The organism is Ectothiorhodospira shaposhnikovii (genome assembly GCF_016584105.1).
In the GTDB taxonomy this organism is placed as follows: Bacteria; Pseudomonadota; Gammaproteobacteria; order Ectothiorhodospirales; family Ectothiorhodospiraceae; genus Ectothiorhodospira; species Ectothiorhodospira shaposhnikovii.
On the sequence record NZ_NRSM01000006.1, the window covers coordinates 132,787 to 148,540 of the forward strand.

Consider the following 15,754-nt stretch of genomic DNA (forward strand, 5'->3'; position numbering starts at 1 on the left):
AAAAACGTCACGGGATGTCAAGCAGGCCGTCCAGACAGCTGCGTCGACCCTGGCCGACGCAGCCTGTCGGCAGGACCTGGCAGCAATATTACAGCCTAGTTTCCCACACCCATCGTTTCCCGCCAGACCCAGCTGAACTCCGGGGGCGAGGGATCCCAGAGTCGGTGCCGGGCAAGTCGTTCCAGAGCCTCACTGCTGTAACGAATGCTCACGTTGCCCCGCAATCCACCGCCCTGGCGCTCATGGCTGCCCTGCAGGGAGACCACGGCACCATAGATATCGATTCGGGAGGTACCACCCGTGCCGGCATCCAGAATGGCACCATCCAGCAGGATGACGAGACCTTCAAAAGTAAAGCTGCCTCCGGTCGGAAAAAAATTGACAACATGGGGATTGATGTCTGTCCCACCGCCGGAAACGATCAGCACCCCGGCACCATGGATGTCGCCGGAAAGGTCAATACTGCCGGAACCGGACAGGTGATACAGGCCAGGACTGTCGGCATTCATCACTTCATTCAGGGCGAGGCTGCCGGCACCGGATGCCAGTCCAAGCTCCATCGCGACGAGCCGTTCCGACGTCATCAACGCCGCGTCCGCATACGCCTGCCAGCCGGACGCCAGGGCATCACCCGCCGACGTCTCCGGGGACGTGATCAATATCCGGGGATCACCGGTTATCTGAGCGGATTCTTCGGCTGAGTGGGGGGAGGAGCCCGATTGCTGCGACTCACCTTCCCCGGCGGGGATCAGATGCATGCCGGCCAAGGCGCTTTTGTCGGCATGCAGCTCCGGAGAAACACAGACACCGGCATTGCAGTGGTTAAGGCTGGGCGGCATCCAGTCCCTGCCGTCATAGTGGATCTGACTGCCCTGCGGCAGAACCCGGTCCGGCAGGCAGGCCTGCCCCACGCAGGTGTAGGCCGAATCAGGCTCCGGATCGCCTGCGCCGGAACCGCCTGTGCGCCGCTGCAATTCCAGTTTGAGCACCCGGCGGGTACCCGCTCCCCCGCTCTGCCCGGTCAGGGTGATCTCGGCACGATGGATGTCATCGGGGTCCGGATAAGCCACTTCTGCCATCCAGAAGCCGCCGTCGGCGCCATCCAGATGGTGGGGCCCGCGTCCCCCGATGGCGGCAAGTGTGTCGGCCTCCGACCCCCAACCATCGAAGTCCTGTCCGGTGAAGGCATGGATGGTGCTGACAACGCCCCTTTCCGCGGCCAGGAAGGCCTCGGCGATCTGCTTCTGGTTGCCGGCGATCCTTTCCTGGACCAGGGCCGAACCCATGCCGCTCAGACCGATGAGCGTAGCGAGTGCCAGCACTATCAGTGTTGCCACCAGTACCACGCCCTTTTCATGCGCAACAGCACTTTCCATCCTGACCTCCTTGTCGAGACAGTTCTTCCGCCGGTTCATGGCACCACGCCCAGCAGGGCATTGCGCAATGCGATGTGAAAGTACAGTCGATGCTCATGGGATGGCCATGAGGGCGCAATTTGGCTTTCATAGGTCAACCCGACGCGGACACCGATGATGCGGGAAGGATCACCGCCCGGGATCAGCTCGATGGACATGGAATCATCCTTCAGACCCGGAACCAGCTCGTGATTCTGGGTTGCCCCATCACCACACCGCAGGCCACCTGCCGATACATGATAAAAGACCTCCCCCACCCCTGCATCGACCCCGCACCAGGCCAGGTCACGATCACGGGTAACCCTGAGCGCACCATTATCCAGGGCCAGGGCGGTGGCGCCTCGAATGTCCCTGACCATGAAATCCACTCCGTAGCCTACGGATTCCTGCAGGGCGGCAAGGCGCTGGGTCTCCCGATACAGGGTCTGATTGCCGAGGAAAACCTGAATCACGCCGCCCAGCAGCATCAGGCCCAGCACCATGGCAATCATCAGTTCCACCAGAGACAGGCCGGATTGCCGCAAAGGAAGGGACTCAGGTTGCCGCCGGGGACTCATGGGTGCCCCCCTGCCGGCAGGCTGAGGTGGTATTCAAGGACCGATTGGTTCGATGGCTCGTCAAAACGTCCTTCTGACCAGCGCACGCGGATGGTGCAGTGCCCCTGGGAACACTGGATGGTGCTTGCCTCAAGACCGGGCAACGTCAGCCTGTCCGGCTGGAAACCGGGGGAGTGCGCGTCATTCACCCAGCTGGCCAGCCAGGCGTCCCGGACATCTTCCGGCCCCGGATCCGGATCAGCCAAATTCAGCCACAGCCGCTCTCCGGCATCCATGGCGATCACGTTCGCCAGTGTCCGTTGATAGGCGGAGTGGACGCCCTTCATCCCGTTCAGCTGCAGGGCCGCCAGACCCAGCAGGCCGATGGACAGTACCAGCAGGGCAACAAGCACTTCAATAAGGGAAAATCCACCGCACATCCGGGCAGTGCGTCGGGGTACGGTGTCTGCATTGACGACGGAGCATTCCGGATCCGTGTTTTCCATGGCGTTACCTCGCCGCGCGTTCATCCTTGAATGACCCGAGTTTACACCGACCGGGACACGGTATTGCAAGAGAGCGGATCAGTACCCCATCACTTCAACCGCGACAGCAGGGCCTCTGCCTGCCCACGGTCGCTGAAATCACCGGCGGTGGATAACACGGACTCAAGTACCGAGCGTGCCTCCGCCGGTTTGCGGTTGTGATACAACGCCAGGGCATGGTGGTATCCGATGACGGGGTCCTGCGGCAGAGCCTCCCGGGCTGCCTCGATCAGCGCCAGGGCCTCATCCGGAGCGCCATGTTCCAGCAGGACCACCCCCAGGGTGTCCTGGATATGGGGCATGTCGGGTGCCAGTCGATGGGCCTCCCGGGCCGTGGCCAGGGCCCGGTCATCGCCCATGCGGTGGTACATGAAGGCAAGATTGTTGAGCACGACGGCGTTGTCCGGCAGCTGCTCCGCCAGAACCTGATAGTGAGGCAGCGCCCGGTCATACTCCCCCGTTTCCAGATAGGACGTACCGAGCACCATTCGCGACTGGCCATCACCGGGCACTGCCTCCACCCTTCCGGCCAGCAACTGACGGGCCCGCTGAAGGTCACCGGCGCGGCGCCGGGCTTCGAAGTACTTGATGGCAGACTCGGTAGTGGCCTGGGTCTGGTAGGAGGACGCATAGGCATCGGCGGCCCTGGCAAACGCTTCATTCAGATAATGGGCATCACCTTCCAGTAACCAGCCGAAGGCACCGCCCGCCTCCAGAGGCTGCAGGCGCCGGGACAGGGTGAGCACCTCCTGCGAACGACCCGCCTCCCGCTCCAGGATGGCCAGGGCCGCCAGGGCACCCAGATGCTCGGGGCTCAGCTCCAGCGCCCTGGCCAGGGCACTGCGCGCCTCGGCCTCACGCCCGGTCTGCTGCTGCAGGACTCCAAGACGGTAATGGACTTCCGCATTCCGTGGCGCGATCCCGGCAAGATGGCGCAGGTTGGTGATGGCACTGTCCATCTGCCCGGACGCTGCCTGGGACAGGGCCAGGGTTTCCAGCAGGGCGGGATTATCCGGGTTGGCGGCGCGCAGTCCTTCCAGCAGGGAGACGGCGCGCCGGGGTTCATCGCTGTTGAGGTAATGGCGGGCCAGCAGGATCTTCGGATCCACAACCTCAGGGGCGGCGGCCACTGCCCGTTCCAGCAGGGACCCGACCCGGGTCCTGTCACCCTGGTTTTCTTCCAGGTTGGCCAGCAACAGCAACAGGCGATAGTCATCGGGACGCTGCTGCAGGGAGGTTTCCAGGATGCGACGGGCTTCCTCCGGTCCCTCGATCTGCATTGCCAGGACCGCCAGATTCCGGGTGGCGATGAGATTGCCGGGCTCCTGACGACGGGCCCGCTCGAAGAACTCCCGGCCCTGGGCCAAATCCCCCAGCCCCAGATGCGCCACGCCGATCAGGTTACTGAGGGCGGCCTGGCCCGGCTGCTTTTCATCCAGTTCCCGCGCCAGGGTCAAGGCCCCCTGGAAGTTGCGTTCTTCCAGCAGACGCACCACCGTGGCCAGTTCCAGCATCTGCTCACCGGGAATAAGGGACTGCAGGGACTCCAGCTCCTTGAGTCCGGCGACCCGATCACCACCTTCGATCAGGGCGCGGGCCAGACGCATGCGGGCGGGAATGGATTCCGGGTCCAGCGCCACCCGTTCCCGCAGCAGTCCGATACCGGCAGCGGCATCCCCGCGCATGGCATGGACACCTGCCATCATCTCCAGCGCCAGCAGGTCCGCGGGGTCCCGGGTCAGGGCACGGTCCAGCAGCGCTTCGGCATCTTCCACCTGCCCGGTCTGCATGCGGACGGCGGCCAGCAGGCGATTGGCGGCGACCGAATCAGGCTGCACCCGCACAAAGCGCCCCAGATGGGTATCGGCCTGCTGGAGGTTGCCCAGGGCAAAGTGGGAGGCACCGGCAAAGAACAGGGCCGGCAGATACCCGGGATTGCCCCGCAGAGCGGTTTCAAGGGCGCGCACGGCCCCCTGGAAATCACGCTCGTTGAAACGGATCATGCCGTCGATGTAGGACGTGGCCGGCAGGTCACTCCCCAGACGCACCAGCACCCGATGATCCGCCGCAGCGCCCTCCCAGTCCTGCCGGGCGACGCGGGTGAGGGCCCGCTTGAAATGCCCCATGTACGGCATGGCGGCGCTTTCGATCATGCGGGTAAAGGCCAGCTCGGCATCATCCAGACGCCCTTGGGCGCGGAAGATCTCTCCCAGCAGGTCCCAGGCATCGGTGTAATCGGGCTGGTATTCCAGGGCTTCGGTCAGACGCAGCCTGGCGCGGTCCGTTTCCCCCTTGAGCAGATGGACCTGGGCCAGACCGGTCAGGGCGGGGGCATGGCGGGGTGCCAGCGCCAGTGCCTTGTGGAAAGATTCGGCGGCATCGTCGGGACGCTCCAGTCCCAGCAGCGCCCAGCCCATCAGCACTTCGGCGTCACGGATGTCCTCGGGACGCTGCAGACGGGCAGGATCAAGGCCGCTGACCACACTGTCGAACCGACCCTGCATCTGCTGTGCCCGGGCCAGGAGCACGGCGGCCTCGGGCGCATCCCAGCCCAGCTGCATGGCCCGCCGGAACTCACTCTCGGCGGCGGCCGCCTCTCCCAGTTCCAGATGGGCCACGCCCAGGCGCCAGCGGGCTTCCACATGGCCGGGATCCTCCTGCAGGATGTTCCGGTATTCGATCATCCCGGCGCGCAGATCACCTTGTGCCTGGAAGGTCAGGGCACGCTCCAGACGCTCCTCGCTGGTATGGCTGGTCTGACCACAACCTGCCAGCATGAGCGCCGGCAGCAGGATCAGGGCCGTCACGGAACGGGAAAGCCGGATCTTGTGCATCATGCGGATGACTCCATGGCTATGGATGATGTGCGCTGAAATGACTGCAACCCATTCGAGTGTAATCCAGTTCCACCATCACGGGCATCTCCGCTGCATTTGCCATCCCTCACTGCTCCATGCCACCATCGCAACCATGTGACACCAGTGGGATTCCCTGAACTTGGCCGGCATGTCCAACATCATCCTCATCGGCCCCATGGGCGCCGGCAAGTCCACCGTGGGCCGGCACCTGGCCACCTATCTGCATCTGCCCTTCGTAGACAGCGACAAGGAAATCGAACGCCGTACCGGGGTGGATATCCCCACCATCTTCGAATATGAGGGAGAGGTGGGCTTCCGGGACCGTGAGACAGCCGTGATCGACGACCTGTGCAGCCGCCAGGGCATCGTACTGGCCACGGGCGGCGGCGTGGTGATGCGACCGGAAAACCGGGCCCGCCTCGCCCGATGCGGTCTGGTAGTCTATCTGCGTGCCTCGGTGAACACCCAACTCCGGCGCACCGCCCGGGATCGCAGCCGTCCCCTGCTGCAGACGGACAACCCCCGCGAGCGTCTGGAAGGGCTCTTCCGTATCCGGGACCCTCTGTACCGGGAGATCGCCAACCTGATCGTGGATACCGATCGCGAGCATCTGCGCGGCACGGTCAGGACCATCGCCCGGCGTTTCCGACGCCCCCGGTGCATGACCTCCCGCCCCCGCGGCGCGGGGGCCGATCAGGTTGCGGGGACCTGAGCATCTGGCCTTGGTTTTCACACGTCGAGTATGATGGCTCCATGGACACACTCACCGTTGAGCTTGGCGAACGCAGTTATCCGATCCATATCGGCCGGGGCCTGCTGGGCGAACCGACGTGGCTTGAGCAGGCCCTCAAGGGCCGCCGGGCCATGGTGGTCAGCAACGAAACCATCGCGCCCCTCTATCTGGATACCCTCACCCGAACCCTGGCCCGGACCGACACCGGCCCGGTGGAGACGGTGATCCTGCCCGACGGCGAGCAGTTCAAGAACCTGCAGACCCTGGACACCATCTACACCGCCCTGCTGGAACGGCGCCTGGACCGCGGTGCCGTGCTGATCGCCCTGGGGGGCGGGGTGATCGGAGACATTACCGGCTTTGCCGCCGCCAGCTATCAGCGGGGCATCGATTTCATCCAGGTGCCCACCACCCTGCTCTCCCAGGTGGACTCATCCGTGGGCGGCAAGACCGGCGTCAATCACCCCCTGGGCAAGAACATGATCGGGGCCTTTCACCAGCCCCGCCTGGTGCTGATCGACACCGATACCCTCAACACCCTGCCCGACCGGGAACTGAGCGCCGGCATCGCAGAGGTGATCAAGTACGGTCTCATCGATGATCCGGAGTTCTTCCTGTGGCTGGAGCAGCACCTTCCCCGCCTGCTGGCGCGGGAGCCGGAGGCCCTGGCCTTCGCCATCCGCCGTTCCTGCGCCGACAAGGCCCGGGTGGTGGCGGAGGATGAGCGGGAATCCGGCCGCCGTGCCCTGCTCAATCTGGGGCATACCTTCGGCCACGCCATCGAGACCGGCCTGGGCTATGGCCGCTGGCTGCACGGCGAAGCGGTGGCCATGGGCATGGTGATGGCCGCGCGGATGTCCTGCCGCATGGGCTGGATGAGCGAGTCCGAAGTGGCACGCATCACCGCCCTGATCAGCGCCGCCGGACTGCCCGTCGAGGCCCCGCCGGGACTCTCCGCCACCCGCTTCCGGGAACTGATGGCGGTGGACAAGAAGGTTCAACAGGGCCGGCTGCGGCTGGTGCTCATGAAGGGGATTGGTGAGTCCCTGGTCACCGGGGATTTCGATGGCGACGCGCTGGACGAAACCCTGAAGGCGCTGGCCGTTCCATGACCCCCCGGCCAACGGCATCCAGCGACATGGAAACCGCTCGTCTCGCCCCCTACGCGGTGCATGAAAGCAACAGCCGGGGACGCCATCACCCCGAGGAGCCTCCCCGCTATCGCAGCCAGTTTCAACGGGACCGGGATCGCATCATCCACTCCACCGCCTTCCGGCGGCTGGAGTACAAGACCCAGGTATTCGTGAACCACGAAGGGGATCTTTTCCGCACCCGCCTCACCCATAGCCTGGAGGTGGCCCAGATTGCCCGCGCCATTGCCCGGGTGCTGCGACTGAATGAAGACCTCACCGAAGCCATCGCCCTGGCCCATGACCTGGGCCACACCCCGTTCGGTCACGCCGGACAGGATGCGCTGAACCTGTGCATGGCGGATTATGGCGGTTTCGAGCACAACCTGCAGTCCCTGCGCGTGGTGGATTTGCTGGAGGCCCATTACGCGGAATTCGACGGCCTGAACCTGACGTTCGAAACCCGCGAAGGCATTCTCAAACACTGTTCGCGGGTGGTGGCGCCCTCCCTGGGAGAGCTGGGGGCGCGTTTTGTTCATGGCCACCAGCCCAGCCTGGAAGCACAGCTCAACAACCTGGCTGACGAGATTGCCTACAACAACCATGACGTGGATGATGGACTGCGCTCCGGCCTGATCACCGTGGACCAGCTGATGGCGGTGACCCTGTTCCGGGAAGCCTTCCAGGAAGTGCGTGGCCGCTACCGGGAGCTGGCGGACAAGCGTGTACGACACGAAGTGATCCGGCGCATGATCAACCGCCTGGTCACGGATCTGGTGGAAAGCAGCCAGACCCGCATCCTCGAAGCCGCGCCCGACAGCCTGGAAGCCGTGCGTCTCCAGCCACGCCCCCTGATCTGCTTCAGTCCACAGATTCATGAATACAACCTTGAATTGAAACGGTTTCTGCGCAAGCATCTCTACCGGCACTACCGGGTCAAGCGCATGACCGTCAAGGCAGCAAGAGTACTGACGGAACTGTTCGATGCCTACATGGCCGACCCTGCCCTGCTGCCCACCGAACATGAACGCAAGGCGATACGCCTGGCCGAAGAATCCGGAGATACCGGACGGGCCCGCGCCATTGCAGACTATCTGGCAGGCATGACCGATCGTTTCGCCATCGCCGAATACGGTCGCCTGTTCAACCCGAACACTCTCTCATGACATCCAGGAAAGCCATGGCCAACGACATGCTGTCCGCCGACTGTCTCGAAAAACTGGGACTCCAGCAACAACCCTTCGGCCCCGTCGCCAACGAGGAATTCCTTTACACCGACCCGGCCATCGACATGCCGGTGAACGTGGTCCTTGACCATCTGGACAATGACCGGAACATCGTCATCCTCAAGGGCGAACTGGGGGTCGGGAAAAGCACCCAGCTCCTCAGGATCCTGGGGCAGGGCCGGGACAGCATGGACTTCTGTGCCTTCAAGGCCCGTTCCAACATCAGCCTGGCGGCCATCGACTACACGGTTCGCCAGTACTGGAAGGATGCCGCCCCGGCCGAGGGCGGTGACCAGCTCGACAGCTTCATGGCCGCCATGATCCAGCAGGGCATGCGTCCGGTCCTGGCCATCGATGACGCCCATCTGCTGGACCCCGAGGTACTTACGGAAATCGTCGGTGTCCGTCGGCGCGTCCATGAACTGACCGATCAGACCTTTGGTCTTCTGCTGGTGGGCGAACCGGAAATCGAAGAGCGACTGAGCGCCCTGGATGAGGCGATGGACAGCCCGGAAACCCAGATGACCGTGCAGATGCGCGCCTTCACCCGGGAGCAGACGGCCGCCTATGTCCGTCATCGCCTGCAGGCCGCGGGGCTGGAAAATCCTCGCGTACTGGATGATGAGGCGATACAGGGTATCCATCGGGATTCCGCCGGTCTGGCAGGGCGCATCAACACGCTGGCCAACAAGCGCCTCAACGGCCTGTTCGGCACCCTTCCCGCCTCAGCCGCGATGGGTGATGAAGAACAGGCGGACGACGACAATGACGCCCCCACGGCCTTCTGGCAACAACGCTGGTTCGCTCCGGCGGTCGCCGGCGTGGTCCTTGTGAGCATTGCATTGACCATCATGGGCCTGATGGGCGGCGGTGATGACGCCACGGACACTACCGTAAGCCAGCCCATCACCCTGCCACAGCAACCACCCAGGCCGGCTCCGGCCGAACCCGAGGACCGTTTCCTGCGACCGGTACCGGTTGAGCCGATTCAAATTCCCCAGCCTCGCCCGGCGCCGGCGCCTGAGCCCGCACCCGAGCCGGCACCTGAAGCAATGCCGGTGCCTGAGCCTGAACCTGAATCTGAGCCGGCGCCCCCTGCCCCACCGGCCCAGCCTCCTGCACCGGCCCCGGCGGCCCCGGCAGTCTCTGAAGGCAAGCGCCTGCGAGATACCCAGTGGATCAGGGCGCAGGCACCGGATCGCTTCACCATACAGATCCTGGCCAGCGGCAATGAAGCGGCGGTGCGTGACTACGCCCGCACCGTCAATCTCCCCGGGGATGTTGCATGGTTCCCCACCCGACGGGGCGACCAAACCCTGCACGTTCTGATATTCGGCTCTTACCCCTCCGCGGAAGCGGCTCGCAGCGCCATTCCGGCCCTGCCCGCGGAAGTGAGGCGGAACCAGCCATTCATTCGCAGCTTCCGGGCGGTTCAGGACGCCATGGCCAACTGACGCCTTCCCCCTCGCCCTCCCCCTCCACGGGGGAAGGGCTGGGGTCCAATCCATGCCCCGCATCCCCCAAGCATTCATTGATGAACTCCTGGCCCGCGCCGATATCGTGGACCTAGTGGGTAGCCGCGTCACCCTGAAAAAGCAGGGACGTGAGTATTCGGCATGCTGTCCGTTTCACGCCGAAAAGACGCCTTCCTTTTTTGTCAGCCCCCAGAAGCAGTTCTACCACTGCTTTGGGTGCGGCGCTCATGGCACCGCCATCAGTTTCCTGATGGAATACGACAACCTGGATTTCATCGAGGCCGTGGAGGAACTCGCCCGCCGGGCGGGCATGGAAGTACCCCGGGAAAACGGGCCCGGGCATCAGGATACCCAGAAGCTGCAACGTCTCATCGCCGCCCAGGAGGCGGCGGCCAACCACTTCAGCGAAAACCTGCGCCGACACCCGGAGGCAATAAACTACCTCAGGCAAAGGGGATTGAGCGGCGAGATCGCCCGTGACTATCGCCTGGGATTTGCCACGGATGCCCGCGATCACCTCATCCGGGCACTGTCCGGGTCATTTGATGAACAGGAACTGCTCAACGCCGGCCTGACCAGTCGCGGCGACAGCGGTCCGCCCCATGACCGTTTTCGTGGTCGCATCATGTTCCCCATACGGGACAACCGGGGGCGCGTGGTGGGCTTTGGCGCGCGCCTGCTGGGATCGGGGAAACCCAAGTATCTCAATACCCCTGAAACCCCCGTGTTCCACAAGGGGCAGATCCTCTATGGCCTGTACGAGGCCCGCAAGGCATCACCCCGGCTGGAGGAACTGCTGGTGGTGGAAGGCTATATGGACGTGATCGCCCTGGCCCAGTTCGGACTGCGCAATGCCGTGGCCACCCTGGGCACTTCCACCACCCGCGACCACCTGGAACGGCTGTTCCGGGTGGTACAGCGCCTGGTGTTCTGTTTTGACGGCGACAGGGCCGGCCACGAGGCCGGCTGGCGCGCCCTGGAACAGGCCCTGCCGTTGATGCGGGACGGCCGGCAGATACGGTTCCTGTTCCTCCAGGAGGGAGAGGACCCGGATACGATGGTCAGGCGGGAAGGACCGGAAAGGCTCCATGAATGCATACGGCAGTCCCGCCCTCTGTCCGATGTCCTGATGGAAGGGCTCAGGGACCGCCACGACATCAGCAGCCGGGAAGGTCGCGCCGCCCTGGGGGCCGAGGCCTCACGCCTGATCAGGGACATGCCCGAAGGCCTGCTGCGCGCCCAGATCATCAATGAACTGGCACAACTTGCCGGCGTCACCGCGGAGCAGTTTGAACACGGGATGGGTCAGCGGGAAACCGACTCCCGCGAGGAACCCGCCAGGACACCTCAGCCCCCCCGCCCCGCCCCGATCGCCAGGCGTCAGCGGCTTGAAATCACACCGGTCAGGCTGGCGTTGTCGGTGCTGCTGGATCAACCCTCACTGGCACGGGAACTGGGTGATACAACCTGGCTTGGAAAGTTGAACACACCCGGCGTACAAACACTGGCACAGGTGCTTGAAACTCTCGGGCAGCATCCCCATCTAACCACGGCAGGGATACTGGAACGCTGGAGAGACAGCGAAACAGGCCGGCATCTTCTAAAATTAGCTCAATGGCGCCCGCCCCCCAGCGAGGAAGACTCAGTGCCGCAGCTGCTGCAGGACGCATTGAAACGACTCCGGCAACAATACCTGCAGCAACGCACGGAGGACTTGCTGGCCAGGGCTTCGAGGGCGGCCTTGACGGATGACGAAAAGGCCGAACTGAAAACCCTGCTGGCCAGCAAGGGATGACTGGCCACGAACGACACCGGCACCATCAGGAAACTGCAAGATCCATCACAGTGCGAGATGGCGAGCATCTTTACCGAATGCTATACTCGATCGTTTCAGTCCCGGCCAGAGCCTTCCCGGTTTGCGCACAGGTCCCAGCTTGAGCAGGTTTCCATGAATCACGAAGAACAGCAATCCCGCCTGAAGGAGCTTATCGCCAAAGGCAAGGAACAGGGCTTCCTGACCTATGCCGAGGTGAACGACCACCTGCCGGACACCATCGTCGATCCCGAGCAGATCGAAGATATCATCGCCATGATCAACGACATGGGCATCACGGTCCATGAGCAGGCGCCTGATTCCGACAGTCTGATCCTTTCAGACAGCTCCGTTTCCACCGATGACGATGCCGCCGAGGAAGCTGCCGCTGCGCTGGCCTCCGTTGACGGTGAGTTTGGCCGCACCACCGACCCCGTGCGCATGTACATGCGCGAAATGGGCACGGTGGAACTGCTCACCCGCGAGGGTGAGATCCAGATTGCCAAACGCATCGAGGACGGCCTCTCCCAGGTGCTGTTTGCCCTTGCCCACTACCCCAAGTCCATCGCCTCGCTGCTGGCCGAATGGGATCAGGTTGAAGCGGGTGAAACCAAGCTCACCGACGTGGTCGTCAGCTTCATCGACCCCAACGCCGAAGAAATCGCCGCCGTTTCCCTGCCCAAGGAAGACACGCCATCGGTGAAGGCCGCGGATGATGCCGATGACAATGACGGCGACTCCGGCGACGACGATGATGATGACGGCGACGAGGAAGCCAGCGCCCCCGAAGACACCGGCCCGGACCCGGAAGAAGCCCGCATCCGCTTCACCCACCTGAAAGCCATGTACGAGAAGGCCATTGCCCACGCCGGCTCCGAAAGGCGTGAGGAATACCGCCAGGCCCGGGAAGAGCTGGCCCGCTACTTCATGGAATTCAAGCTGGTGCCGCGACTGGTGGATCAGCTCACCGCCGACCTGCACGGAATGGTGGAACGCATCCGCAACCAGGAGCGCGCCATCATGCGCCTGTGCGTGGACACCTGCCAGATGCCGCGCAAGGACTTCATCTCCACATTCCCGGAGAATGAAACCAACCTGGAATGGCTGGACGGATGCCTGAAAGGCAGGACGAGCAAATACAAGGAACTGCTGGCCGAGTACCGGGATGACATCCTGCGGGCGCAAAAACGTCTGGTGGCCATCGAGGAGGAGTCCAGCCTCACCATCGGCGAAATCAAGGACATCAACCGCCGCATGTCCATCGGCGAGGCCAAGGCCCGTCGCGCCAAGAAGGAAATGGTGGAGGCCAACCTGCGTCTGGTGATCTCCATCGCCAAGAAGTACACCAATCGAGGCCTGCAGTTCCTGGACCTGATCCAGGAAGGCAACATTGGCCTGATGAAGGCGGTGGACAAGTTCGAATACCGGCGCGGCTACAAGTTCTCCACCTATGCCACCTGGTGGATCCGTCAGGCCATCACCCGCTCCATCGCGGACCAGGCCCGCACCATCCGCATCCCGGTGCACATGATCGAGACCATCAACAAGCTCAACCGCATCAGCCGGCAGATGTTGCAGGAGATGGGCCGCGAAGCCACCCCGGAGGAGCTGTCCCAGCGCATGGAGATGCCGGAGGACAAGGTGCGCAAGGTGCTCAAGATCGCCAAGGAACCCATCTCCATGGAGACCCCCATTGGCGACGACGAGGACTCCCACCTGGGGGATTTCATCGAGGACGTGAACGTGCAGTCCCCGATCGAATCCGCCACCCGGGAAAGCCTGTCGGAGACCACCCGCGAGGTGCTGGCCAGCCTGACACCGCGGGAAGCCAAGGTGTTGCGCATGCGTTTCGGCATCGACATGAACACCGACCACACCCTGGAAGAGGTGGGTAAGCAGTTCGACGTCACCCGCGAGCGCATCCGCCAGATCGAAGCCAAGGCCCTGCGCAAACTGCGTCACCCTTCCCGCTCGGAGATGCTGCGCAGCTTCCTGGACCTGGAATAAGCCTGGATCTGGAATATAGAGTGAAATACGCCTGATTCACCGTCGGGCCGGCTCCCGCCCCTGCGTCTGTGACGATCGATGCGGAAGCCGGCCCGGCGGTGAACAACAAGGCACCCATGGACACAATGCCCCTCGCAAATACCGGAAAGCCAAGGACAAGCTTCCCCTGCCGCCCGATCTCTTGTATCTTCCCCTATCCTGATTTCCTTCCCCTTGGGCCTGTAGCTCAGTTGGTTAGAGCAGGGGACTCATAATCATTGGCTCCGATAGGTAAAAGGGTATAAAATTTAACAGCTTACACGCTATCAGCACTGCCCGAGTAAGCGCTAGTGTAAGCCGTCACAGCTTTAAGGGCCTATAGCTCAGTTGGTTAGAGCACTCGACTCATAATAGAATGGGCTAGGTTGCCAACAGGTAAAAAATAGTTATATATTTCAATCGGTTGCACCGAGTACGCAAAACGCGAAATTTCTTCATGTACGCGTCACGTATGCCCCGCAAACAGTTTAGGGCCTATAGCTCAGTTGGTCAGAGCATCCGACTCATAATCGGCTGGTCGCAGGTTCAAGTCCTGCTGGGCCCACCACCTCCAAGCCCCATTCCGCCTAGGTTTGGGGCTTTTTCTTTGGTTCGCCGGCAAGCCTGAAAACCGCTTACATGAGGCGTACATCAGCCTTCCGCTCGCTTCAACCATTCCGCTTCTGTCGCCTTCACAAGTTCTGCCGCTGGCACGCCCAGCGCAGCTCCCAACCCGAGCAGCGTGGTAATCGTCGGCTGCCTGATACCCCTTTCCAGTCGAGATATGAAAGTCCTGTCTACCCCCGCCCGATGCGCAAGCTCCTCCTGAGAGAGGTTCCGCTCTGATCTGTATCGTCTGAGAACATCTCCGAAGATGATGCCTACGTTCGTAAATTGTGTATTCGCCATGCAGCGAATGTCGTTTTCGTGTAGCCTATAGTCCACGGCCTATAGGTACGTCTGGATATTTAGCCAGCACTCAACAAGAAAAAGGGCATTAAGTAAGGGGGCCTTCTATGGCGCTTGTGAAATGCAAAGAATGCGGGGAGAAGGTCAGCACCAAGGCAAAGACCTGCCCCTCTTGCAGGACCAAAGTCAAAAAACCTCTTTCGATGCTGAGATTCATCATTTATGCGTCGGTAGCCACATTCGTGCTAGTAGCAGTAATGGCGAAATACGAAAGCAATCTTGCGAGCATGACACCCGAGGAGCGAGCAGCTAGAGAGGAGGCCCGAGAAGCCCGGCAGGCCGAACGAGAAAGGGCTGAGGCACAAAGGCAGGCTCAGCAGGAAGAAAGACGGTGCAGCGATCAGACAATGGCCTTTGTTATGTCCCAGAACTTCGTCAAGCAGCGCCTGAGAGCACCATCAACCGCAAAATTCCCCAGTGTCACAAATGATGGCGTGAGGACGCAGTATCTTGGCGACTGCACCCATAGAGTCCAGGCTTTCGTAGATTCGCAAAATGGTTTTGGAGCAACAATCAGAACTAGGTATCAAGCTGAATTACGGAAGCAGCCTGATGCCAATTCGTGGAACCTAATCGATATTCAGATTTACGAATGAAAAAGCTGACCGCCATTATCGCTACCGCCACAACTCTCCTGCTGACCGGGTGCGCCTCAGCGCCTCCTCCTGACCCGAACTACTGTGGCTATGCCTGCCAGGCTGAACTTCGAGAGCAGCGCCGCGCCGAGTTTGTCAGCAGCGGCATCACATACGGGGCACATCAGTCCCAGGAGTATCGTGAAGTGGTTCAATTGTAGCGGACACCCCGTTAAGCCTCGTAGGCTATGCATCGGAGGTGTTCATGAGCAAGAAGGCACGACGTCGATACACGGCGGAATTCAAGGCTGAGGCAGTGGCGTTGGTTGAGCGCCAGGGGTATGGGGTGGCCGAAGCTGCCCGGTCTCTGGGAATCAATCGCAGCCTGTTGGATCGGTGGTTGCGCAAGGAACGTGAGCGGCAATCTCCCCAGCATGACCAACAGGAGGACCAG

Annotated in this window: 14 protein-coding genes and 1 tRNA gene; 10 read left to right on the forward strand and 5 right to left on the reverse strand. The window is 62.4% G+C overall.

Features of this window, described 5'->3' with window-relative positions:
* Positions 1-95 precede the first annotated feature (95 nt).
* The 4 genes from CKO35_RS05330 to prsT all read right to left on the reverse strand — a co-directional run bounded on the left by CKO35_RS05330 (position 96) and on the right by prsT (position 5,333).
* The gene (locus CKO35_RS05330; RefSeq protein ID WP_200173352.1) at positions 96-1,376 is read right to left on the reverse strand and encodes a pilus assembly PilX family protein; all 1,281 of its coding nucleotides are present in this window, start codon (positions 1,374-1,376) and stop codon (positions 96-98) included.
* Between the two features lie 35 nt (positions 1,377-1,411).
* Positions 1,412-1,972 carry a PilW family protein gene (locus CKO35_RS05335; protein WP_200173354.1) on the reverse strand — a complete coding sequence of 187 codons (561 nt, stop codon included), beginning with the start codon at positions 1,970-1,972 and terminating at the stop codon, positions 1,412-1,414.
* The gene (gene pilV, locus CKO35_RS05340; protein WP_200173356.1) at positions 1,969-2,457 is read right to left on the reverse strand and encodes a type IV pilus modification protein PilV; all 489 of its coding nucleotides are present in this window, start codon (positions 2,455-2,457) and stop codon (positions 1,969-1,971) included. Before pilV ends, CKO35_RS05335 begins: the two co-directional genes overlap by 4 nt.
* 89 nt (positions 2,458-2,546) lie before the next feature.
* Entirely contained in the window at positions 2,547-5,333 is a 2,787-nt protein-coding gene (gene prsT / locus CKO35_RS05345) for an XrtA/PEP-CTERM system TPR-repeat protein PrsT (RefSeq protein ID WP_200173358.1), read from the reverse strand.
* A gap of 169 nt (positions 5,334-5,502) precedes the next feature.
* Here prsT and aroK point away from each other — a divergent pair, with 169 nt between their 5' ends.
* The 7 genes from aroK (at position 5,503) to CKO35_RS05380 (ending at position 14,324) form a co-directional block, all read left to right on the forward strand.
* Complete coding sequence (gene aroK / locus CKO35_RS05350; RefSeq protein ID WP_242467029.1) at positions 5,503-6,066, forward strand: shikimate kinase AroK; 564 nt, start codon at positions 5,503-5,505, stop codon at positions 6,064-6,066.
* 41 nt (positions 6,067-6,107) lie between these two features.
* Entirely contained in the window at positions 6,108-7,199 is a 1,092-nt protein-coding gene (gene aroB / locus CKO35_RS05355; protein ID WP_200173362.1) for a 3-dehydroquinate synthase, read from the forward strand.
* A complete protein-coding gene (locus tag CKO35_RS05360) occupies positions 7,196-8,383 on the forward strand; it encodes a deoxyguanosinetriphosphate triphosphohydrolase (RefSeq protein WP_200173364.1) in 1,188 nt (395 codons plus the stop codon). Before aroB ends, CKO35_RS05360 begins: the two co-directional genes overlap by 4 nt.
* Positions 8,384-8,397: 14 nt before the next feature.
* A complete protein-coding gene (locus CKO35_RS05365) occupies positions 8,398-9,897 on the forward strand; it encodes an AAA family ATPase (RefSeq protein ID WP_200173366.1) in 1,500 nt (499 codons plus the stop codon).
* A 52-nt stretch (positions 9,898-9,949) separates the two neighbouring features.
* A complete protein-coding gene (gene dnaG, locus CKO35_RS05370; protein WP_200173368.1) occupies positions 9,950-11,713 on the forward strand; it encodes a DNA primase in 1,764 nt (587 codons plus the stop codon).
* Positions 11,714-11,770: 57 nt separating this feature from the next.
* On the forward strand, positions 11,771-13,738 hold the full coding sequence (gene rpoD / locus CKO35_RS05375) for an RNA polymerase sigma factor RpoD (RefSeq protein ID WP_274600792.1): 1,968 nt from the start codon (positions 11,771-11,773) through the stop codon (positions 13,736-13,738).
* A gap of 509 nt (positions 13,739-14,247) precedes the next feature.
* Positions 14,248-14,324: transfer RNA gene (locus CKO35_RS05380), tRNA-Ile, on the forward strand.
* Between the two features lie 83 nt (positions 14,325-14,407).
* Here the strand turns inward: CKO35_RS05380 and CKO35_RS18430 are convergent.
* Positions 14,408-14,665 carry a helix-turn-helix domain-containing protein gene (locus tag CKO35_RS18430; RefSeq protein ID WP_200173372.1) on the reverse strand — a complete coding sequence of 86 codons (258 nt, stop codon included), beginning with the start codon at positions 14,663-14,665 and terminating at the stop codon, positions 14,408-14,410.
* A 107-nt stretch (positions 14,666-14,772) separates the two neighbouring features.
* On the opposite strand from CKO35_RS18430, the gene CKO35_RS05390 reads away from it, so the two are divergent.
* The 3 genes from CKO35_RS05390 to CKO35_RS05400 form a co-directional block, all read left to right on the forward strand.
* The gene (locus CKO35_RS05390) at positions 14,773-15,321 is read left to right on the forward strand and encodes a zinc ribbon domain-containing protein (RefSeq protein ID WP_200173374.1); all 549 of its coding nucleotides are present in this window, start codon (positions 14,773-14,775) and stop codon (positions 15,319-15,321) included.
* Positions 15,318-15,521, forward strand: a complete 204-nt coding sequence (locus CKO35_RS05395) for a YajG family lipoprotein (RefSeq protein WP_200173376.1) — start codon at positions 15,318-15,320, stop codon at positions 15,519-15,521. The genes CKO35_RS05390 and CKO35_RS05395 overlap by 4 nt, the downstream gene beginning before the upstream one ends.
* Before the next feature lie 44 nt (positions 15,522-15,565).
* Positions 15,566-15,754: transposase (locus tag CKO35_RS05400; protein WP_200173378.1), on the forward strand; the 189-nt coding region annotated here is incomplete at its 3' end.

Excerpts from the sequence above, each read along its gene's own strand:
- CKO35_RS18430 (WP_200173372.1), bottom strand. The coding sequence starts at position 14,665 with ATGGCGAATACACAATTTACGAACGTAGGCATCATCTTCGGAGATGTT.
- aroB (WP_200173362.1), top strand. The coding sequence starts at position 6,108 with ATGGACACACTCACCGTTGAGCTTGGCGAACGCAGTTATCCGATCCAT.
- pilV (WP_200173356.1), bottom strand. The coding sequence starts at position 2,457 with ATGGAAAACACGGATCCGGAATGCTCCGTCGTCAATGCAGACACCGTA.
- rpoD (WP_274600792.1), top strand. The coding sequence starts at position 11,771 with ATGGCGAGCATCTTTACCGAATGCTATACTCGATCGTTTCAGTCCCGG.
- prsT (WP_200173358.1), bottom strand. The coding sequence starts at position 5,333 with ATGATGCACAAGATCCGGCTTTCCCGTTCCGTGACGGCCCTGATCCTG.
- CKO35_RS05335 (WP_200173354.1), bottom strand. The coding sequence starts at position 1,972 with ATGAGTCCCCGGCGGCAACCTGAGTCCCTTCCTTTGCGGCAATCCGGC.
- aroK (WP_242467029.1), top strand. The coding sequence starts at position 5,503 with ATGTCCAACATCATCCTCATCGGCCCCATGGGCGCCGGCAAGTCCACC.
- CKO35_RS05365 (WP_200173366.1), top strand. The coding sequence starts at position 8,398 with ATGGCCAACGACATGCTGTCCGCCGACTGTCTCGAAAAACTGGGACTC.
- CKO35_RS05390 (WP_200173374.1), top strand. The coding sequence starts at position 14,773 with ATGGCGCTTGTGAAATGCAAAGAATGCGGGGAGAAGGTCAGCACCAAG.
- CKO35_RS05360 (WP_200173364.1), top strand. The coding sequence starts at position 7,196 with ATGACCCCCCGGCCAACGGCATCCAGCGACATGGAAACCGCTCGTCTC.
- CKO35_RS05330 (WP_200173352.1), bottom strand. The coding sequence starts at position 1,376 with ATGGAAAGTGCTGTTGCGCATGAAAAGGGCGTGGTACTGGTGGCAACA.
- CKO35_RS05395 (WP_200173376.1), top strand. The coding sequence starts at position 15,318 with ATGAAAAAGCTGACCGCCATTATCGCTACCGCCACAACTCTCCTGCTG.
- dnaG (WP_200173368.1), top strand. The coding sequence starts at position 9,950 with ATGCCCCGCATCCCCCAAGCATTCATTGATGAACTCCTGGCCCGCGCC.